Raw genomic sequence first — 20,524 nt, 5'->3', positions numbered from 1 at the left:
CAGAGTGGTCCTTATAGGTAGCCTCTCGATCTGCATCGGCCCGGTGGCCTGTTGCACATGAGAACTGCCCGATGGCGTGTGGGACAAATCCCATGCGCCTGTCCGTTTTGTCGACGGATTCTATTTAAGGAGTCATAAATTGAGCGTTGAAGCGGCTAAGAATGCCCGAGAATTGCTTCTCAAGGAATACCGTGGCGTGCTGTCGACCCACTCCAGATCGATGCCCGGTTTTCCGTTCGGCTCTGTGGTTCCCTACTGCCTGGACGACCAGGGCCGGCCGCTGATCCTGATCAGCCGCATCGCCCAGCACACTCACAATCTGCAGAAAGATCCGAAATGTTCGCTGCTGGTGGGCGAGCGCGAGGCTGACGATGTGCAAGCCGTTGGTCGCCTGACCTATCTGGCCGAGGCGGAAAAACTCGAAGACGCTGCCGCCATCGAAGCCGCCGCCGAGCGTTACTACCGCTACTTTCCCGACTCGCAGAATTACCACAAGGCCCACGATTTCGACTTCTGGGTGCTCAAGCCGGTACGCCACCGCTATATAGGCGGCTTTGGTGCGATCCATTGGGTCGACCAACTGACACTGGCCAACCCGTTCGCCGGCAAGGCCGAAATCAGCATGGTCGAGCACATGAACAGCGACCACGCCAAGGCCATCGCCCATTACGTGGACCTCGCCGGGCTGCCGAAAACCGTTCCCGCACAAATGGCCGGGATCGACTCCGAAGGCATGCACCTGCGCATCGGTCAAGCGCTGTACTGGCTGCCGTTTCAAGCGCCCTGTCATACGCCGATACAAGTGCGCGAGGCCTTGGTTTCTCTGGCTCACGCCGAGGTCTGGCCAAAAAATGCGCTGGCCGACGCTTGAATTCACGAAAGGGCGACGTCATCTAAGGCTTACTGCAAGGCATTTCTTGCGTTGAGGAAACTTTGATGCGCCCTTTTTTGTTGCTCTTTCTGCTGTTCCCGGTGTTGGAGCTGTTCGTATTCGTCAAAGTGGCAGGGGCTATCGGGTTTTTCCCGGCCCTGCTGCTGATCATTCTCGGCTCGATGTTCGGCGTATTCGTGCTGCGCGTCGCCGGGCTGGCCACCGCACTGCGTGCCCGTGAAAGCCTGAACCGCGGCGAACTGCCTGCGCAAACCATGCTCGAAGGCCTGATGCTGGCCCTGGCCGGTGGTCTGTTGATCCTGCCGGGCTTCATCAGCGACGTGGTCGGTCTGGTGCTGCTGTTGCCGTTCAGTCGTCGGCTGGTCGCCAACAAGATGCGCCAACGCGCCGAGGAACAGGCCATGCGCCAGCGAGCGTTCGCCGATGACCTGCAACCTCGCGGCGGTCCCGCGCCGCGCCAGCCTCTTGGCCGCGAAGGCGATGTGATCGAAGGCGAGTTCGAACACCGCGACAGCAAGTAAATTCTGCATCGACACGGCACCTTCGGGTGCCGTGTTCGTTTATGGCACGAATTCATGCAGCCGCATGAAAATTTTTTGTCCCCAGCCCTTGTAATAAGCTTATGCGCCCTTATGTATCGGTCACCGCAAGGTTCCGGCGTATGAGTCGGACAGACTTCCGCGGTTCGCTCGACGAGCCGCAACCGGCGCAGGCCGGATTCGTTAAACCCGCCGGGACTACACCGGCCGATGAAAACCACAATTAGGAGAGATCGACAATGAAGCTTCGTCCTCTGCATGACCGCGTCGTCATCCGTCGCAGCGAAGAAGAAAAGAAAACCGCTGGCGGTATCGTCCTGCCAGGTTCGGCTGCTGAAAAGGCCAACCACGGTGTGATCGTCGCTGCAGGTCCAGGCAAGACTCTGGAAAACGGTGAAGTGCGTGCGCTGGCCGTTAAAGTCGGCGACAAGGTTGTGTTCGGTCCTTACTCCGGCAGCAACACTGTGAAAGTCGACGGCGAAGACCTGCTGGTAATGGCTGAGAACGAGATTCTCGCTGTACTGGAAGGCTGATACCCCGCTCATTTTCCCGCTACTACAAAGTATTTAAGGAATATCGATCATGGCTGCTAAAGAAGTTAAGTTCGGCGATGCCGCTCGCTCCAAGATGCTCAAAGGCGTCAACGTTCTGGCTGACGCGGTAAAAGCGACCCTGGGCCCGAAAGGCCGTAACGTGATCCTCGAGAAGAGCTTCGGCGCTCCGACCATCACCAAGGACGGCGTTTCCGTCGCCAAGGAAATCGAACTCGAAGATCGCTTCGAAAACATGGGCGCGCAGCTGGTCAAAGACGTTGCCTCCCGTGCCAACGATGACGCCGGTGACGGTACTACCACCGCTACCGTTCTGGCTCAGTCGATCGTCAACGAAGGCCTGAAAGCCGTCGCTGCCGGCATGAACCCGATGGACCTGAAGCGCGGTATCGACAAAGCGACCATCGCGATCGTCAAAGAACTGAAAGCCCTGTCCAAGCCATGCGCTGACACCAAGGCCATCGCTCAGGTCGGCACCATCTCCGCCAACTCCGATAACTCCATCGGCGACATCATTGCCGAAGCCATGGAAAAAGTCGGTAAAGAAGGCGTGATCACCGTTGAGGAAGGCTCGGGCCTGGAAAACGAACTGTCGGTTGTAGAAGGCATGCAGTTCGACCGTGGCTACCTGTCCCCGTACTTCGTCAACAAGCCGGACACCATGGTCGCCGAGCTCGACGGCCCGCTGATCCTGCTGGTCGACAAGAAGATCTCGAACATCCGCGAAATGCTGCCAGTGCTGGAAGCCGTTGCCAAAGCCGGCCGTCCACTGCTGATCGTTGCCGAAGACGTTGAAGGCGAAGCCCTGGCGACTCTGGTAGTGAACAACATGCGTGGCATCGTTAAAGTCGCAGCCGTCAAGGCTCCAGGCTTCGGCGACCGTCGCAAGGCCATGCTGCAGGACATCGCCGTTCTGACCGGCGGTACCGTGATCTCCGAAGAGATCGGCCTGAGCTTGGAAAGCACCACCCTGGAACACCTGGGCAACGCCAAGCGCGTCACCCTGTCCAAGGAAAACACCATCATCGTCGACGGTGCTGGCGTTCAAGGCGACATCGAAGCCCGCATCGCTCAGATCCGTGCCCAGGTTGCCGAGACTTCCTCGGACTACGACCGTGAAAAACTGCAAGAGCGTCTGGCCAAGCTGTCCGGCGGCGTTGCAGTGATCAAGGTTGGCGCTGGTTCCGAAGTTGAAATGAAAGAGAAGAAAGCCCGCGTTGAAGACGCCCTGCACGCAACCCGCGCAGCCGTTGAAGAAGGCGTGGTACCTGGCGGTGGCGTTGCGCTGATCCGTGCTCTGGAAGCCCTGACCGAACTGACCGGCGACAACGCTGACCAGAACGTCGGTATCGCTGTGCTGCGTCGCGCTGTCGAAGCGCCGCTGCGTCAGATCGCTGCCAACTCCGGTGACGAGCCAAGCGTAGTCGTCAACGAAGTGAAGAACGGCAAAGGTAACTTCGGTTACAACGCTGCTTCCGGCGAGTACGGCGACATGATCGAAATGGGCATCCTGGACCCAACCAAGGTGACCCGTTCGGCTCTGCAAGCTGCAGCCTCCATCGGCGGTCTGATCCTGACCACCGAAGCTGCCGTTGCTGACGCACCGAAGAAAGAAGGTGCAGCTGGCGGCGGTATGCCAGACATGGGCGGCATGGGTGGCATGGGCGGCATGATGTAAGCCAGCCTTACCCCTGTAACGAAAAACCCCGTCTGCGAGAGCAGACGGGGTTTTTTATTGCCCGCGTTCCAGGATTCAGGCGTTGACCGGCCGGGCCTGTGTTGCTGTTTCAGCCTTTACTGACGGGCGATACAGAATCCAGTAATACGAGCCCAGACAGATCAGCCAGCAGAAGATCGCCGTCCACACGTTATGAGAAAAGAAGTGCGCGCCCTGCATCATCCGGCTGATCGAAAACACCGAACCCAGCGCGAAGGCAAAGATGAATGCCTGGCGTGCCAACCGTGGGCGACGATCACGCAGCACGAAGAACAGCGCAAACAAGGTGAAACCCGTAGCCGCATGACCACCCGGCCAGCAACGACCGGGCTTGTCGGTCGGCGGGCGATGCTCCAGCAGTTTGCTGTAGGTTTCGTGGCCGCCGAATTGTTCGAGACTCCAGGGGCATTGCACCGCTGTCACCGCTTTCACCGGCGTGACGAAAGAGGTGGCCAGACCCAGCGACAACACCAGGCAGCCCAGCTCACGCTTGAACGGTTTGAGCCGCTCGATGAAAAACGCGCCGATGAACCCGAGGATGGCAAACACCGAAAAGGCGATCACCACTTGTTTGGCGCGGTCGTGGAGGATGTCTTCGAGAAAATAACTGTGCCGGCCGATGAAGTCGCCCGCGACCGGATCGTAAAACAGCCGGGCCAGATCCATGTCCAGATCGGTCAGCTCCAGCAACACCAGAATGACCGCCGCAACGGCGGGAATACCCAGGCAAAGCCATACATTCAAAGGCCTTGAGGCAGGTCGGGCAGAGATTGAAACCATGGCAATTCCTTCATCGGTAAGGTCTTCAAAGAAGCACAACCGCGTGAGTCTGCGCCTGGTTCTGTCGGCGATTTGTCGACCGCTCGTGAAAAACTCGTCAAGTCCGGCGATCCGTGCAATTAAGTCAAATCAACCTGCCCAGCGCCTAGCCGTGAGCCACACTTGGCCTTAAGCTGCGCGGGCCAAGACGGCCGCTACCGTGTACGGAGGAGGTGCCCATGCGAATTCTATTGGTCGAAGACAACCGCGATATCCTGGCCAATCTGGCCGATTACCTGGGGCTCAAAGGCTATACCGTCGATTGCGCCCAGGACGGTCTGTCGGGCCTGCATCTGGCCGCCACCGAGCATTACGACCTGATCGTGCTAGACATCATGCTGCCGGGCATCGACGGCTACACCCTGTGCAAGCGCCTACGCGAAGACGCCCGTCGTGATACGCCGGTGATCATGCTCACCGCCCGCGATCAGCTCGATGACCGCTTGCAGGGCTTCAAGTCCGGAGCCGACGATTATCTGGTCAAGCCGTTTGCGCTGTCGGAACTGGCAGCCCGGGTCGAAGCCGTGATGCGCCGCACCCAGGGCGGCGGCCGTCGTGCCCTGCAGGTCGGTGATCTGAGCTACGACCTCGATACCCTCGAGGTGACCCGCGAAGGCAAATTGCTCAAGCTCAACCCGGTCGGACTCAAACTGCTGGCGGTGCTGATGCAAAAGAGCCCGCATGTCCTGCGTCGGGAAATTCTCGAAGAAGCGCTGTGGGGCGATGACTGCCCGGACAGCGACAGCCTGCGCAGCCATGTTCACCAATTGCGTCAGGTGATCGACAAACCGTTCGCCAAACCGTTGCTGCACACCGTGCATGGCGTGGGCTATCGCCTGGCCGAGGGCCGCGATGGAGTTTAAGCAAAGCCTTGCCCAGCGGATCATCATCGCCTTTGCGCTGATGAGCGCGCTGGTAGCCGGGGCGTTCGCCATGGGCATCGTCGCGACCGTGCACCTGGTCGAGGAAAAACTGATTTCCGCCGGGCTGGGGGGCGACCTGCAACGCCTGCTGTTGATGGACAACGTCTCGGACTGGAGCCATCGACCAGAACCGGATCAGTTGTTTTATTTCAGTGGCGGGCCGGGCGATTTCGAGCTGCCCAAGGACCTGCGACACCTGGATTCAGGTTTCCATGAAGTCTTTCGCGAGCAGCTGTCGTATCACGCAATGGTCGAGATCGTTGATGGTCGGCGTTATGTGCTGCTGCAGGATCAAAGCGATTTTGAAGAGCGCGAGCGCGTATTGTTCGCCGTGGTGCTGGTGGGCTTCGTACTCAGTCTGGCACTGGCGGTGTTCCTCGGCTGGGTGCTGGCCCGCAAGGTGATGGCCCCGGTGGTGCGGCTGGCCCGCCAGGTACGTCATCGCGATCAGTTGCTCGGACTGGCGCCTCCGCTGGCGCCCGACTACGCGGCGGACGAGGTGGGCGAGCTTGCGGTGGCGTTCGACGCGACACTTGGGCGATTGCGTCAGGCACTGACGCGGGAACGCTTGTTTACCAGCGACGTCAGCCATGAGTTGCGTACACCGCTCATGGTGCTGGCCAGCTCCTGTGAACTGCTGCTGGAAAACCCGGGTATCGATCAGCGCGGCAAGGCTCAGGTTCAGCGCATCGCGCGCGCCAGTGAGGAAATGCGCGAACTGGTGCAGACCTTCCTGATGCTGGCACGGGCCCAGCGTGAAGACGCCGGCGCAGCGCCCCAGCAAAGCCTCTCGCAAGTGGCTGACAGTTTGCTGTGCCTGTGGCGAGAGCCCATCGAATCCAAGGGCTTGCAGCTGATTTTCGAACCGGGCAATCCGCCCGATACCCGTTACAACGCGACACTGCTCAATGCCGTGATGGGCAACTTGTTGCGTAACGCCTTGCACTACACCGAACAGGGATTCATTCGCTTGACCCTCAATGCCAACGGATTCGTGGTCGAGGATTCGGGCGTCGGCATTCCCGAGGAAAAGCGCGAGGCGATGTTCCAGCCTTTTGTGCGCGGCAACGAAAAACGCGGAGAAGGGCTGGGATTGGGTCTGTCACTGGTTCAACGCATCTGCGAGAACCAGGGCTGGAGTGTCACTTTGAGCACGATGGAGCCTAATGGCTGCCGTTTCGAGGTGGATCTGGGCAAGCGCTGAAAGCGGTGCATCTGACACGAGAGTGCCTCCAACCTGTCTAAATCCTGTATAACCTTGAAATAGTTTGCCGGTTTACATGACGTTTTTTTCACAAAGGGATGACCTGACGCTGACACGCCGCTGCTTAAGGTGACGTCATCAGTAATTTCAGGAGTCCTGGTGATGGCCGGCCCGATCAAGCTCGATTTTTCCGAAAAATACGACGACAACCATGCGCAGAAGTACCTGCGTAAACATCAGGACGGTCTGGGGCGTCGTTTGTCCAATTGGCGAGATCAGCAGTTGGCCCGCAAGGCGTTGACCCTTGTTGGCGAGCCGGGCCTGGTGCTGGACCTGCCATGCGGTGCTGGACGTTTCTGGCCACTGCTGGCGGAAAAACCCAATCGGGTGATCATCGGGGCGGACAACTCCGAGTCGATGATCAAGACCGCCATGCAGGCACAACCGGCGGATGTGGTGAAACGGGTACAACCCTTGCACACATCTGCGTTCGACATTGCCTTGCCTGATAACGCCGTCGACAGCATTTTTTGCATGCGACTGCTGCATCACATCGGCGAAGCCGAGCACCGCCGGGCGATTCTGCGCGAGTTCGAGCGTGTCACCCGGGACAGCGTAATCATTTCGCTGTGGGTGGACGGCAATTTCAAGGCCTGGAAACGCAAGCGCGCCGAGCGCAAGCGTGGGCAGGAAGGTTACCAGAATCGATTTGTGTTACCGGCCGCAACGGTTGAAAAGGAATTCGAAGAAGCAGGATTCCGGATCCAGGAACAACTGGACTTTATTCCGCTCTATGCCATGTGGCGAGTCTACGTATTACGCAAGAGGTAAGAGGATGGCAGTGCAATTTGCAGCAGAAGCGGAAGTCGCTCCCGAGGATCGCTTCGACTACTACTGGAACCAGCGCGGTGAGTGGGTGGAAGAACCCAATGTGCGTCGTGGTGGCGAAAGTGGTGTGCAGCGGGTGGTGGGGCGCGATGGTCAACTGCTGTATGCCAAGCGCCAGACCGGACATATCTATCGCAGCTGGCGGCACCCGTTCGGGCGGCCTACCGTGTTGCGTGAACTGGATGCGCTGACCGGGGTTTCCCGTCTCGGGGTTCGTGTTCCTGAAATCGTGTTCTGTGGTGCGCAGCCCGATCCGAAATTCAATTGGCGCGCGCTGTTAGTGACCAAATCCCTCGACGGCTTTCAGGAGTTTGAGCAATGGAAGGCCGCCGGCGGTCGTGAGCAATATGGCGAAGCCGTCTATGAACGCGTGCTCAAGGACCTCGCCGAAAACCTGGCGCGCATGCACAAGGGCCGTTGGCAGCACAGCTGCATCTACATCAAGCACGTGTTCGTGCGGGTGACGGGCGCAGGTGAATCGGCCAAGGTCGAAGTCGCTCTGATCGATCTGGAAAAATGCCGTCAGCGTCTGACCGCTCATCGCGCGGCCGCCCATGACATGAAGCAACTGCGCCGCCACTCGTCGTTCAGCGCTACGGACTGGAAAAAACTCGTCTACTTTTATGAGACGGCGTTTGGCAGCGCTATCAAAGGTTTATAGCGATGAAACTAGAAATTGCACGAGGTTTGTTTCTGGTAGGAGCCTTGGCAGTTGCATCATTGGCGGTGGCGGCCTGGGAACAGCCACGCATGCAGGTCATTGGCGCATCGGCCAGTGATCCGCATTGCCCGATGCCACGGGTGGCGAAAGCCGCCGTGGCCACACAACCCGATCATGATCTATTGCTGTTCATGTTCGGACTTTCTCAAGGGATGAGGCCGCAGAGTTGAATCGTTCGATAAGAGCCAAAGGCCTCGCTGATGCGAGGCCTTTTTTATTGCGTCATGGTTTGGGATCGGGTTTCGCCAGCAGGGTGTAAACGCATGGCAGGACAAACAGCGTAAACAGCGTCCCGATCGACATCCCTGTGGCAATCACCGTCCCGATGTCGAAGCGGCTGACCGCACCGGCGCCGGTGGCCACGATCAGCGGCACCATGCCGAACACCATCGCCGCCGTGGTCATCAACACCGGGCGCAGACGAATTGCCGCCGCTTCCTCCACCGCCTCCCGGGGTGTCAGGCCCTTCTCCTTGCGCAGCTGGTTGGCGAACTCGACGATCAGGATCCCGTGCTTGCTGATCAGCCCGATCAGCGTCACCAGCCCGACCTGGGTGTAGATGTTCATGCTCGACCAGCCGAGGAACAGCGGAATCAGCGCCCCGCAGATCGACAGCGGCACGGTCACCAGAATCACCAATGGATCGCGGAAGCTTTCGAACTGCGCCGCCAGCACCAGGAAAATGATCGCCAGCGCCAGGGCGAACGTCACCCACAGCGCGCTGCCTTCCTGGACGAACTGCCGGGAGGCGCCGCCGTAATCGAAGGCAAAACCGGCCGGGGCTTCTTCCCGGGCGATCTGCAACACGCTGTCGATGGCTTCGCCCATGCTCACCAGCGGGAACCCGGACAGCTTGGCCGCGTTGAGTTGCTGGAACTGGTTGAGCTGTCGCGGTCGCGCGCGGTCAGTGACGGTGATCAGGGTCGACAGCGGCAACAGTTCGCCCTGGGTGTTTTTCACGTAGTAGTTGTTCAGCCAGTCCGGGTTGTCGCGGTAGGCCCGTTCGACCTGGGCGATGACCTTGTAGCTGCGGCCTTCGATGGTGAACCGGTTGATCTCGGCTTCGCCGAGCAAGGTCGCGAGGGTGCCGCCCAGATCCTGCATCGACACGCCCATCTGCGCAGCCTTGGCGCGGTCGATGTCGACCACGACTTCGGGTTTGTCGAAGGCGAGGTCAAGGTCGACGAAGGCGAACTTGCCAGACTCCGTGGCGCGCTTCTTGATCCGGTCGGCCACTTGCAGCAACAGCTCGTAGTCGTTGGCGGTGTTGATCACAAACTCGAACGGCAGGCCCTCACCGGTGCCGGGCAGGGATGGCAGGTTGAAACCGAAGATCTGCAGGCCCGGAATGCCCTCGAGTCTGCCCTGCACCTCGGGGAGGATTTCCATTTGCGTGCGGCTGCGCTCGTTCCAGGGCTTGAGCAGGAAGCCGCCGATGCCGCTCTGCACGCCGTTATAGCCGTTGATCTGGAACGAGGAGTAGTACTCCGGGAACTCCTTGAAGATCTTGATGAACTCGTCGGTGTAGGTGTTCAGGTAGTCGAGGTTGGTCGGCTGCGGGGCGTTGGCCATCATGAAGATGATGCCCTGATCCTCGTCCGGCGCCAGTTCCGACTTGGTGAACTTGAGCAGCACCGGAATCAGGCACAGCACGATCACCGCAAACACCAGCACCACCGGCCGGGTATTGAGCGTGCCGTGCAGCATGCTCTGATAGCGACGCTTGAGGCTGTCGAAAATCCGGTCGAGGCGGTGGGCCAGGCCCGTGGGGTTTTCATCGTGGCGCAGCAGCATGGCGCACATCATCGGCGACAGGGTCAGGGCGACGACACCGGAGATCACCACCGCCCCGGCCAGGGTCAACGCAAACTCCTTGAACAGCGCCCCGGTCAGTCCGGTCAGGAAGCCGATTGGTGCGTACACCGCCGCGAGGGTGATGGTCATCGACACCACCGGCATGGCGATTTCCCGGGCGCCTTCAAGCGCGGCGTCCAGCGGTGTCTTGCCTTCCTCGATGTGCCGGTGGATGTTTTCCACCACCACAATCGCGTCGTCCACCACCAGCCCGATGGCCAGCACCATTGCCAGCAGGGTCAGCAGGTTGATCGAGTAGCCCATCATCTGCATGAAGAACATCACGCCGATCATCGATAGCGGAATGGTCACCACCGGAATCACTACCGAACGCAGGGCACCGAGGAACAGGAACACCACCACGATCACGATCAGCACCGCCTCGAACAGGGTTTTCACCACTTCGTCGATGGACGCCTGGATGAACAGCGTGGCGTCGTAGGCAATCTCGCTCTTGAGGTTGGGCGGCAGCTGGGCTTCCAGCTCCGGCATGATCTTGCGTACTTCCTTGATCACTTCCAGCGGGTTGGCCCCGGGCGTGGCCTTGATCCCGATGTATACCGAGGGCGTACCGCCGAATGAACTGATCGAGTTGTAGTTCTCCGCGCCCATCTCGACCCGCGCCACATCGCTGAGCAGCACCCGGCTGTCGCCGCTGACCTTGAGCGGAATCTTGCCGAAGGCTTCGGCGGACTTCAGTTCGGTGTTGGCGTTGATGCTGGTGACCACGTATTCGCCTTTCACTTCGCCGGCGGCGGAGAGGAAGTTGTACTGGCGTACCGCATTGGTCACGTCGCTGGCACTGAGGCCGAAGCCGGCGAGTTTCACCGGGTCAATCCACAGGCGCATGGCGAACACCTGGTTGCCGAGAATCTCCGCTTCGGCCATGCCCGGCAGGGTCGCCAGTTTCGGCTGGATCACCCGCGACAGGTAGTCGGTGATCTGCGGGTTGTTCAGCTCCTTGCTGAAGAAGCTGATGTACATCAGTGCCGAGGCGTCGGCGGCTTCCTTGCTCAGCACCGGATCTTCGGCGTCCTGGGGCAGTTTGTTCTTCACCTCGTTGGCCTTGGCCAGCAATTCGGTGAACAAACGGTCGCTGTTGGAGCCGATGCGTGCGTAGATCGAAATCACCGAGAAGTTCTGGCGACTGACCGAGGTCATGTAGTCGATGCCTTCGGCGCTGGCCAGGCTCTGTTGCATCGGCTGGGTGATGTAGCCTTGGATGGTTTCGGCGTTGGCTCCGGGGTACGCGGTGGTCACCGTGATCAGGGCGTTTTCCATTTGTGGGTACTGGCGCAGCGGCAGTTTGCTCCAGGCCTGGAAGCCCAGCAGCACAATCAGCAGGCTGACCACGGTGGCGAGCACCGGGCGGCGGATGAACGGATCAGTAAAAGCCATGGGGTTTCCTTGATCAGTCGGCGCGGGGCGGACTGTTCTGCTCGCCGAGGGTCTTGTCATCGCTGATGGCAATGTGGGCGCCGTTGTCCAGTTTGATCTGGCCGGCCGTCACCACCTGTTCGCCACTCTGCACGCCCTTGTTGATCATCACCTGGCCATCGCGGCGTTCGCCGGTCTCGACGAACCTGCGCTCGGCGATCAGCACGGGTTGGCCCTTGTCGTCTTTCTCGACGGTGCCGTCTTCGGCTTTTTTCTGGGTAACCACGTACGTCGAGTTGCCGTAGAGGGTGTAGGTGATCGCGCTTTCCGGGACCACGATGCGTTTCTGCGGATCCGGCAGCAGCACTTCGACGCTGGTGAACATGCCCGGCAGCAACTTGCCATCGGGGTTGGCCAGGGTGGCGCGCACCAGAATGTTGCGAGTGGTGCTTTCGACGATCGGGTTGATGGCGCTGATGGCGCCGGTGAAATGCTGGCCGGGATACGCCGCGACCGTGATCTGCACCGGCTGACCGAGGGCCAGTTTCGGCACCGATTGTTCGGGCACGTAGAAGTCGGCGTAGAGACTGCTCAGATCCTGCAGAGTGGCGATCTTGGTGCCGCTGGCGAGGTAGTCGCCGATGTCGACGAGGCGGATGCCGATGGTGCCGCTGAAGGGCGCGACGATGCGTTTTTTCGCCAGCGCCGCATTGAGTTGATTGACCGTGGCCTTGTTCTTTTGCAACTGCGCCGAGAGCCGGTCGAATTCGCCTTTGGAGATGGCGCTGCTGCCGACGAGCTGGCTGCCGCGACCGTAATCCAGCTGTGCGAGGCCGAGATCGGCCTTGGCAGTTTCGAGGAAGGCCGCTTCGACGGCGCTGTCCAGTTGCAGCAACGGCTGGCCGGCCTTGACCTTCTGCCCCGATTCGAACTTCAGCTCGGTGACGGTGCCGGCGTTCTCCAGGCTCAGGTCGACACCTTGCAAGGCCTTCAGCGTGCCGACGGTGGGCAGACGCATCTGCCACGGGCGCTCGACGGCCGTGGCCACGGCGACGCTGATCGGCGGCTTCGGTTTGGAAAAGCCCTGGATCATCGTATAGATCGAGAAGGCCTTGTAACCGGCGAGAAGCAGAACGATCAGCAGTACAACACCCAACATGATCAGCATGCGGCGACGCAGCATATTTCCAGTTCCTTGGAGAAAATCAGGCGAGACAGGCGGGCACATTACCCCGAGTCCGGCAGGGATTCCAACTGCCAGTTTTACCGGGTGTAAGGGAGGACGGTGGAGAAAAGCGGGGCCGCCGACCGAGCGGTCGGCGGCGAATTTCAGGCCATCAGATGAAGATGGTTGTCCCAGAGCCCTGCGGGCAAATCCAGCGGTTTGGCGAGCAGATCATCCTGGCGGCAATCGTAGTAGCGGCAACGTCCCTGACCGGAGGTCACGACAAACCCGTCCTTCACCGCACCGACACCGGCGCAGTCGGGTAATGGCGCGTCGAGGCGCACTTCGCCGCTGTCCAGGTCCCAGATGAAGAAACGGTTGCCGCGCGGTGCGGTCAGTGCCACCAGACGCAGGTCGCTGTGCACGGCGACGCTGGCGGTGTAATGCCCCATCGACTGCAACTGATGCTCCGGCACCGGGAACGCCACGAATGGCTGGCCGGGACGTTTGATCGCCAGCAGCTCCGAACGCTCGTTGGAAGGCCCCATGAATTGCTGGCCGGCGACGATGGTGCCATCGCTGGCGATCCCCAGGTGGCGCACGCTGTTCATCTGCTGGGCGAGGGTTTCCTTGCTCAGTAGGGTGCCGTCGCGCTGCATCAGCACCAGGCTCGGCTCCATGGCGTCGAGGTTCATGTCGACCCGGCTTTCGGCCTCGGTGCGGATCCCGCCATTGGCCACCACCAGGGTTTCACCGTCGGGCATCCACGACACCTGATGCGGGCCGAGACCGTGGGTGGAAATCTCGCCGCTGTGCACCAGCCGCTCGCCTTCGAATCTGTACACCCCGAGCAGGCCACGGCCCGGATCGGTGGTGTCGTTTTCGGTGGCATACAGGTAGTCGCCGCTGTGGTGGATCACCGCGTGGCCGTAGAAATGCCGGTTCGGCTGCGAGGTCACGGTTTGCAGCAATGCACCGTTGCGCAGGTCGATCAGGTAGCTCTCGGTGCCCGGCCGGCGGGCGACGAACAGCGCGATCGACAGCGTCGGGTGATTGATGATGTCGTGGCAACGCTGGCCGACTTCGGTGGCGAACACCTGGGTGCCGTCCAGTCGATAACCGACGGCGTAATGCTTGCCGTCGGTGTCGTCCCGCGCCGACAACAGCAGCGGGCTTTGGTCCTTGCGTTTGAACAGCGTCCAGCCGCCCAGCGTCACTGCTCCCAGCAGCAAACTACCTAAAGTCAGAGCCTGGCGTCGCAGCATGGCACGTGCCCTCATCAGTCACCGTCGTTGGCGTTGAAGCCCAGTTGAATGCCCAGCGCCTTGGCCAGCTCGCCTTCGTGCAGGCGGTGGACGACGTTGAGGCTGTCGTAGATATCGTTGAGCTGCTGGCGACCGGCGTCATCGTTGAGCATTTCGGTCAGCGAGCGCTGAGTGCTGCCGAACAGTTTGAGCGACGCCGCGTAGGCTGCATCGATCTTGTCCGCCAGCGGCTTTTGCTCAGCCGGCAGCAGGCCGCGCAGGCCTTTGTTGTCGACGCCTTCCCAGACGGTTTTGGCCGCTGCGAGGCTGGCTTCCAGCGACTCCATGGACGACTGGCTGCGCCATGCGTCAGCCTGGAACGGCTGAGGTACGCCCTTGCTCTGACGACCCATCGGCGTGCCGAGTTTTTTCTTCAGGGTGTCGAGAGCGGTGACCTGTACCCGCAGCAGATCGGCGATCGCTTCGTGGGAGTCGGCGTAGCGCTGGTTGGGGAATTTGCTCATCTGCGCGAGCATGCCGTCGGTGTTGTTCCAGCTGCTGAGGATCTCTTCGGCCAGTTGTTTCTGACGCTCGCCGATGGCCACCAGCAGTGGGCAGTATTTGGCTTTCTGCGCGTCGTTGGCCACGTCAGGCTTGGCGTCGAACAGGATGTACTCGTAAGCGGACAGGCCTTGCACCACAACGCTGGACTTGGCCAGTGCGGCGGCGTCGATCTGCGGCTGCGCGGTGACCAGTTGCTCGACCTGACGGCCGACCAGGTTTTTCTTGTCCGGCCAGAACTGCACCTGCCACGAGCGGTTGCCCTCGGCCAGCGGGCCAATCAGCAACGGTTGCAGCTCGGCCCAGGCTTTCTGCGCATGCAGGAAGTCGGCACGGGCGGTGTCCAGCGACTCTTTGCCCTGGCAGTAGGCGAGGGCGCTGACGGCCAGTTGCTTGTCGGCTTCGACCCAGCGGGTGTAGGTCGGCAGGATCACCGATTTGGCGATGGCCGCCGAGGTGACGGCTTGCGGATCCTGCGGCGAGCACGCGCCGAGGGCCAGTGCGGCAAGGCTGGTGAACAACAGCTTGGGACGGAACATGTCGGGCTCCCGATTCGTTCAAGTGTTTAAAGTGAGTTCAAGAACGCCAGCAGCGCGGCACGCTGCTCGGCGTTGAAAGACAAAACCTGTTGCTGCGCCGCTTTCGCTTCGCCGCCATGCCAGAGCACGGCTTCGAGCAGATTGCGGGCGCGGCCGTCATGCAGAAACTGGGTGTGGCCGCTGACCGTTTGCGTCAGGCCGATGCCCCACAGCGGCGGGGTGCGCCAGTCGCGGCCGGAGGCCTGGAATTCAGTACGGTTGTCCGCCAGGCCTTCGCCCATGTCGTGCAGCAGCAGATCGCTGTACGGGCGAATCACTTGATGGGCCAGTTCAGGTTCGGCCGCGTTGGCGGCGGTGGTGTATTTCGGCGTGTGACAGGACTGGCAGCCTGCCTGGAAGAACAGGTTCTTGCCGGCCAGCACCTGCGCATCGTTGACCCCACGGCGCGCGGGAACGGCGAGGTTGCGGCTGTAGAACAGCACCAGGCGCAGGATGTTGTCGCTGACTTCCGGCTCGCCGTCCGGGCCGTTGCCGTTCGGCGCCTGTTTGCAGGCGGTTTGCGCGTCGGTGCAGTCATCAAACGGTCTCAGGCTGGTGGTCAGGCCCATATCACCAGAGAACGCGTGAACATTTTGTTGATTGAGGTTTGGTTGGCCGGCTTTCCAGCCAAATCGCCCCATGACGGTCTTTTGCTGCGCGTCATCCCAGACCCGGTTTGGCCGGCCGTTGATGCCGTTGTTCTCTTTGGCCTGCGCGGCGGCGTTGGCGAGAATCGCTTCTTCCGGGATCGCTTCGAGCAGACCCAGGCCGATCATCGGCGGCGCGACACGGGCCGAGAAACGTGTGTCCGGGTGCATCGGGCCGTAGCCGAGCTGGGTGATCTGCAGGACCGGTTTGCGCAACTCGACTTCGGTGCCATCCTTGAAACGGATCGGCACCGGCGTGTAATCGACCCGCACCTTGCCCTCCGGCGCGACGCCCGGCACGGCCATGTCCTGGAACTGGCCGCCGTAGACTGGCTCGGGCACCACTCCGACCTGCTCGATCAATTTGGCGTACTGCGGCGCATCGGGAATCGACAGGCGCACCAGCATTGACACCGCGTTGGCCGCATCCGGCGTCGGCGGATGGCCGCGGCCGTCCTTGATGTGGCAGTTCTGGCAGGCGTTGGTGTTGAACAGCGGGCCGAGGCCATCGCGGGCGGTGGTGGTCGACGGCGCGATCACCCACGGGCTGCGAAAGAAACTGTTGCCGACGCTGAAGTCCACCCGGCGCGACGGCGGCAGATTGGCCGACGGCAGGGAAAACGCGTTTTGATCGCTCTTGCGCACGGTCGCCGCGCCGCCGGAACGGGCTTCACCCGGCTCGGCCTTGGTGAAACGCGGGGCGTCATCGCAGGCACTCAGGCCCAGGGCCAGAAACAGTGCGGACAAGCGAAGAGGCAGCGAGGGCATCAGACTTCCTGCAAGAGGGGCGAATTTAAAGGCGCAAAGTCTAACAGGGCGAGGGGGTTTGAATAAGAGGAATTATCGTTTGCTTGATTTGCGGCAATTGTGAAGGATCGCTGAAACCCTTGTGGGAGCTAGCCTGCTAGCGATTGTGGCATTCGCCTTTCTGAAAGTGCTGAAGCAGAAAATGCTTTCGCGAGCAGGCTCGCTCCCACGGGTTTTGTGTATGGCAGGAATAAAAAAGGCGACCCGAAGGCCGCCTTTTTCAGTCAGACAGCGTTGATCAGAACTCGTGATCAGCGTTGTCCGGGTTCAGGTCGCTGATGCCCAGTTTGCCGGCAGCGGCTTCGATCGAACCGGTCTGCTTGACCAGCGAAGCGATGGCGTCGCGAACGATCTGGTTACCAGCCGTGTTGCCGGCTGCGATCAACTGGTCGTAGTGCTCACCCTTGTTGGCGTGATCGACCATGACCTGGATCCTGGCTTCGGTGGCGGCCAGATCGGCTTTCAGCGCGGTGTCGGCAGCCGGGTCGACCTTGGCCACCAGCGACGACAGGCTGGCGCCGGTCATTTTGGTGCCATCGACGCGGGTGTACTCGCCCAGGTACACGTTACGAATGCCCTTGGCATCGTAGAAGTGCGAGTTGTGGGTGTTGTCGCTGAAGCAATCCTGTTCGTCTTCCGGGGAGTTCGCTTCCAGGGACACCTTCATGCGCTCGCCGGCCAGCTCGCCCAGGGACAGGCTGCCCATGCCGAACAGCATTTTGCGCAGGCCGCTTTCAGCCGGTTCGGCTTCCAGGGTGGCGCGGTAGTTGTCGGCCACGTTCGGCTTCCAGTTGCCGACCATTTCTTCCAGGTCGCTGACCAGCAGTTGGGTCACGGCTTTCAGGTAGGCACGACGACGGTCGTTGTGACCGCCAGTGGCGCCTTTGCCTTCCAGGTAGTCCGACGGTGGACGGTTGCCGGCGCCAGGGCCGGTGCCGTTCAGGTCCTGGCCCCAGAGCAGGAATTCGATGGCGTGGTAGCCGGTGGCAACGTTGGCTTCGGAACCGCCCAGCTCGTTCAGGCTGGCGAGTTTTTCCGGGGTGATGTCCTTGACGTCGACCTTGTCTTCGCCGACCTGTACTTCGGTGTTGGCGATGATGTTGGCGGTGGCACCCGGGTTGCCCAGTGCGTGCTCGTAGGACTTGTCGACGTAGTCGATCAGGCCTTCGTCCAGAGGCCAGGCGTTCACCTGACCTTCCCAGTCGTCGATGATGGTGTTGCCGAAGCGGAACACTTCGCTCTGCAGGTAAGGAACGCGGGCGGCGACCCAGGCAGCCTTGGCGGCTTTCAGGGTGTCGGCGTTCGGCTTGGCGAGGAACGCGTCGATGGCGGTTTGCAGGGTTTTCGCGGTGGATTCGGCATCGCTGTAAACGGCGAAGACCATGTCGGCATAGTGCGAGACAACGGCTTTGCCGGCGGCCTCGTCGACTTTACCGGCAGCAGCAGGCGCAGCCGGTGCAGCGGTGCTCGCAGCCGGAGTCGGCGCAGGAGCGGCGGCCTTTTCTTTGTCTTTACCTTCGCCGCAACCGGCGAGGGAAATAGCGATGGCCAGCAGACTGGCGGTAGCCAGAGGCATACGAATCATGGCGAACATCCTGCTTCGGTGATTGAGTGGACAGGCGCGGGGGTGCGCAAAACTGCGACATAATGCAAATCTTTCGCATTATGTGTAAAGGGTTGTAGCTGGAAATATTTCTTATTTGCGCGGGGGCTGCGCTGGATCAACAGCGAGGTTGATGCCCGGCAGAACCCGGGTTGCGTCGGGCCTGGCAGGCACGTTTCAGAGGATGGCCGCGTTGCTGCGCTGGGCCTGCTTGAGATAAATGCCCAACTCGCGCGCCGGCAGCGGTTTGCTGTAGTGGTAGCCCTGACCTTCGTGGCAGCCTTCGGAAATGATGTAGGTTTCCTGTTCGGCGGTTTCCACGCCCTCGGCGATCACCTGCATGCCCAGGCTCTTGCCCAGTTGGATGATGGCGCGAACGATGGTCGCATCATCGTCGTCATCCAGCAGGTCCTGAACAAAGCTCTTGTCAATCTTGATCTTGTCCAGCGGCAGACTCTTGAGATAACTCAGCGAGGAATAGCCGGTGCCGAAATCGTCGATAGCGATCAAGGCGCCGGAGCGGCGCAGGCTCAGCAGGTGCTGCGCGGCGGTGCTGATGTCTTCCATCAGGCCGGTTTCGGTGACTTCCAGCTCCAGGCTCCGGGGTGGCAGGCGGTACATCTGCAACAGGTTATTGACCACCCGTGGCAGCTCGGCGTGGTGCAGTTGTACGGTGGACAGGTTGACTGCCATGCGCAGGTCGACGAAGCCCTGATCGTGCCAGTCGCGCAGTTGCTTGCAGGCCTGATCCAGCACCCATTCGCCTATGGCGATGATGGTGCCGTTCTGTTCCGCCAGCGGGATGAACAGGTCCGGCGGCACCAGGCCGTGTTTCGGATGCTGCCAGCGGATCAATGCCTCGACCCCGACTACGCGATGATCGCGGTAGCTGATCTGCGGCTGATAGACGAGGTAGAACTGGTCGCGCAGCAAGGCGTCGCGCAGGTCTTTTTCCAGTTCGCGGCGGCGGCGCATCTCGCTGTCGACGCTCGCGATGTAGAACTGATAGCGATTGCGCGAGCGGGTCTTGGCCAGGGTCATGGTCTGCTCGGCTTTCTGCAGCAGCTTCTCGGTGCTGTCGCCGTCTTCCGGGAACAAGGTGATGCCGATGGTCGCGCGCAGGCGGATCTCCTGATGATCAAGGGCGAACGGGGCTTCCAGGTCATCGAGGATGCTTTGGGCCAGCTCCGCCGCTTCGTAAGGCTGTTCGATATCGGCCTGCACCAGCGCGAACTGGTCGCCACCGAGACGGGCGAGGGCGCCGAGGCGACCGCTGTGGGCACGAAGCCGGTCAGCCAGGGCCAGCAGCAACTGGTCACCGGTCTGGTAGCTGAATTGTTCGTTGATGCCTTTGAAATCGTCCAGACCTACGCAAAGGACGGCGACCCGCCGTTGCAGCTTGCCGGCATCCACCAGAATCTTGTCCAGCTGCTGCTGCAATTGCTGGCGATTCGGCAGGCCGGTGAGGAAATCGTACTGGGCCATGCGCAGCAGGCTGTTTTCCGCTTCATGGCGCAGGTGGGTATTGCGTTCGATGGATTCGAGTAGCTGGTTGGCGGTGTTGATCCAGATCCCCAGTTCGTTTTTTTCGTGACCCTTGAGCTGCGGAATCTTGTGTTCGCTGGGGCGGTCCGGGTTGATCTCGGTGAGGTGCTCGATGATCCGCGACAGCGGTTTGGTCAGCAGCCAGTGATAGACCAGATACAGCACCAGGCCCATGGCCAGGGCGCGCAACACGCCGGAAATGAAGATGATCACCGAACTGACAATGAAACCCTGACCGTAGGTGGCGGTGTCGAGGGTGATGCTCAGGTCGCCGTAATATTCGCTGTACGGCCCGCGCCCCACCAGTTGGGTGGTGAACGTGCGTTCCTGGCCGAGGATCAGGTCGGTCAGCCAGCGGCTGTTGGATTGCTGCAGCTCACGCGACTTTTGCGCGAGCATCGCTTCGTTGGGATGGCCGATGGACGCCTGACGCACGGCGTCGTCCTGGAACAGGCCTTCGATCACCTGCATGCCCATCTCCCGGTCCAGGCTGTAGACCGCCTGGGTGGAGGGATCGCGGAACATGTCGAGGATGCGCTCGGCATCGCCGGCGACGGCCTGGCGTGTTTTATAGGCATCGAACACGATCTGCGCGCAGCTCAAGACCACGCCGACGATCAATGCCGACAGGAGCACGACCCGGAGCAACTTCACCGACAAGCTGTTCTTGAGTTCCAGCTTCAAAGGGTTATTCCTTGTTCCGTGCGGGTAGCGTCAAGTTGCCATGAGTATTGGCAATCCCGTGTTGGCAGTCAAAGGGACAATCGAGCCGCGGAAAATTTGTCCGTGGCCTTGGCCGATATGCTGCTGTCTGGAGTATTTGCCCTGGTTGTACTGTGTCGGTAGTTTCGGTCTCCAACTTGAGGGACGCCGGACAATTTTTCCTCTT

17 protein-coding genes are annotated in these 20,524 nt (G+C 60.8%); 9 read left to right on the top strand and 8 right to left on the bottom strand.

What is annotated here, in order from left to right; genetic code table 11:
- Window positions 1-139: 139 nt before the first annotated feature.
- From PDR5_RS22940 to groL, 4 genes are all read left to right on the top strand, one after another.
- Window positions 140-871: a HugZ family pyridoxamine 5'-phosphate oxidase gene (locus tag PDR5_RS22940; protein ID WP_064599126.1), complete on the top strand. Its 732-nt coding sequence runs from the start codon at window positions 140-142 to the stop codon at window positions 869-871.
- A 65-nt stretch (window positions 872-936) separates the two neighbouring features.
- Window positions 937-1,413: an FxsA family protein gene (locus PDR5_RS22935; RefSeq protein WP_064599125.1), complete on the top strand. Its 477-nt coding sequence runs from the start codon at window positions 937-939 to the stop codon at window positions 1,411-1,413.
- Between the two features lie 257 nt (window positions 1,414-1,670).
- A complete protein-coding gene (locus PDR5_RS22930; RefSeq protein ID WP_003227685.1) occupies window positions 1,671-1,964 on the top strand; it encodes a co-chaperone GroES in 294 nt (97 codons plus the stop codon).
- Window positions 1,965-2,013: 49 nt separating this feature from the next.
- A complete protein-coding gene (gene groL, locus PDR5_RS22925) occupies window positions 2,014-3,660 on the top strand; it encodes a chaperonin GroEL (protein ID WP_039765873.1) in 1,647 nt (548 codons plus the stop codon).
- A 75-nt stretch (window positions 3,661-3,735) separates the two neighbouring features.
- Here the strand turns inward: groL and PDR5_RS22920 are convergent, their stop codons facing one another.
- Window positions 3,736-4,479: a phosphatase PAP2 family protein gene (locus PDR5_RS22920; protein ID WP_064599123.1), complete on the bottom strand. Its 744-nt coding sequence runs from the start codon at window positions 4,477-4,479 to the stop codon at window positions 3,736-3,738.
- 218 nt (window positions 4,480-4,697) lie between these two features.
- Here PDR5_RS22920 and colR point away from each other — a divergent pair, with 218 nt between their 5' ends.
- From colR to PDR5_RS22895, 5 genes are all read left to right on the top strand, one after another.
- Window positions 4,698-5,381 (top strand): two-component system response regulator ColR, encoded by a 684-nt coding sequence (gene colR / locus PDR5_RS22915; RefSeq protein WP_007953224.1) that lies wholly within the window; start codon window positions 4,698-4,700, stop codon window positions 5,379-5,381.
- A complete protein-coding gene (locus PDR5_RS22910) occupies window positions 5,371-6,645 on the top strand; it encodes a sensor histidine kinase (RefSeq protein WP_064599121.1) in 1,275 nt (424 codons plus the stop codon). Before colR ends, PDR5_RS22910 begins: the two co-directional genes overlap by 11 nt.
- Window positions 6,646-6,807: 162 nt before the next feature.
- Window positions 6,808-7,476, top strand: a complete 669-nt coding sequence (locus tag PDR5_RS22905; RefSeq protein WP_011335719.1) for a class I SAM-dependent methyltransferase — start codon at window positions 6,808-6,810, stop codon at window positions 7,474-7,476.
- A gap of 4 nt (window positions 7,477-7,480) precedes the next feature.
- Window positions 7,481-8,194, top strand: a complete 714-nt coding sequence (locus PDR5_RS22900; protein ID WP_064599119.1) for a lipopolysaccharide kinase InaA family protein — start codon at window positions 7,481-7,483, stop codon at window positions 8,192-8,194.
- Between the two features lie 2 nt (window positions 8,195-8,196).
- A complete protein-coding gene (locus PDR5_RS22895; RefSeq protein ID WP_011335717.1) occupies window positions 8,197-8,424 on the top strand; it encodes a hypothetical protein in 228 nt (75 codons plus the stop codon).
- 52 nt (window positions 8,425-8,476) lie between these two features.
- Here the strand turns inward: PDR5_RS22895 and PDR5_RS22890 are convergent, their stop codons facing one another.
- From PDR5_RS22890 to PDR5_RS22860, 7 genes are all read right to left on the bottom strand, one after another.
- Window positions 8,477-11,506 carry a multidrug efflux RND transporter permease subunit gene (locus PDR5_RS22890; RefSeq protein ID WP_064599117.1) on the bottom strand — a complete coding sequence of 1,010 codons (3,030 nt, stop codon included), beginning with the start codon at window positions 11,504-11,506 and terminating at the stop codon, window positions 8,477-8,479.
- A gap of 13 nt (window positions 11,507-11,519) precedes the next feature.
- Entirely contained in the window at window positions 11,520-12,668 is a 1,149-nt protein-coding gene (locus PDR5_RS22885) for an efflux RND transporter periplasmic adaptor subunit (RefSeq protein ID WP_064599115.1), read from the bottom strand.
- Between the two features lie 146 nt (window positions 12,669-12,814).
- Entirely contained in the window at window positions 12,815-13,915 is a 1,101-nt protein-coding gene (locus tag PDR5_RS22880; protein ID WP_064599113.1) for a DUF1513 domain-containing protein, read from the bottom strand.
- Between the two features lie 14 nt (window positions 13,916-13,929).
- Window positions 13,930-14,994 carry an imelysin family protein gene (locus tag PDR5_RS22875; protein ID WP_007953243.1) on the bottom strand — a complete coding sequence of 355 codons (1,065 nt, stop codon included), beginning with the start codon at window positions 14,992-14,994 and terminating at the stop codon, window positions 13,930-13,932.
- A gap of 26 nt (window positions 14,995-15,020) precedes the next feature.
- Window positions 15,021-16,448 carry a di-heme oxidoreductase family protein gene (locus PDR5_RS22870; protein ID WP_064599111.1) on the bottom strand — a complete coding sequence of 476 codons (1,428 nt, stop codon included), beginning with the start codon at window positions 16,446-16,448 and terminating at the stop codon, window positions 15,021-15,023.
- 277 nt (window positions 16,449-16,725) lie between these two features.
- Window positions 16,726-18,072, bottom strand: a complete 1,347-nt coding sequence (locus tag PDR5_RS22865; protein ID WP_064599109.1) for an imelysin family protein — start codon at window positions 18,070-18,072, stop codon at window positions 16,726-16,728.
- Window positions 18,073-18,267: 195 nt separating this feature from the next.
- The gene (locus PDR5_RS22860; protein ID WP_064599107.1) at window positions 18,268-20,319 is read right to left on the bottom strand and encodes a putative bifunctional diguanylate cyclase/phosphodiesterase; all 2,052 of its coding nucleotides are present in this window, start codon (window positions 20,317-20,319) and stop codon (window positions 18,268-18,270) included.
- Window positions 20,320-20,524 lie beyond the last annotated feature (205 nt).

The sequence above is a fragment of the Pseudomonas sp. DR 5-09 genome, from assembly GCF_001655595.1.
GTDB classification, from domain to species: domain Bacteria; phylum Pseudomonadota; class Gammaproteobacteria; order Pseudomonadales; family Pseudomonadaceae; genus Aquipseudomonas; species Aquipseudomonas pharyngis.
Note: the sequence above shows the minus strand (reverse complement) of the source record. Positions and strands in the feature narration are given on the sequence as shown.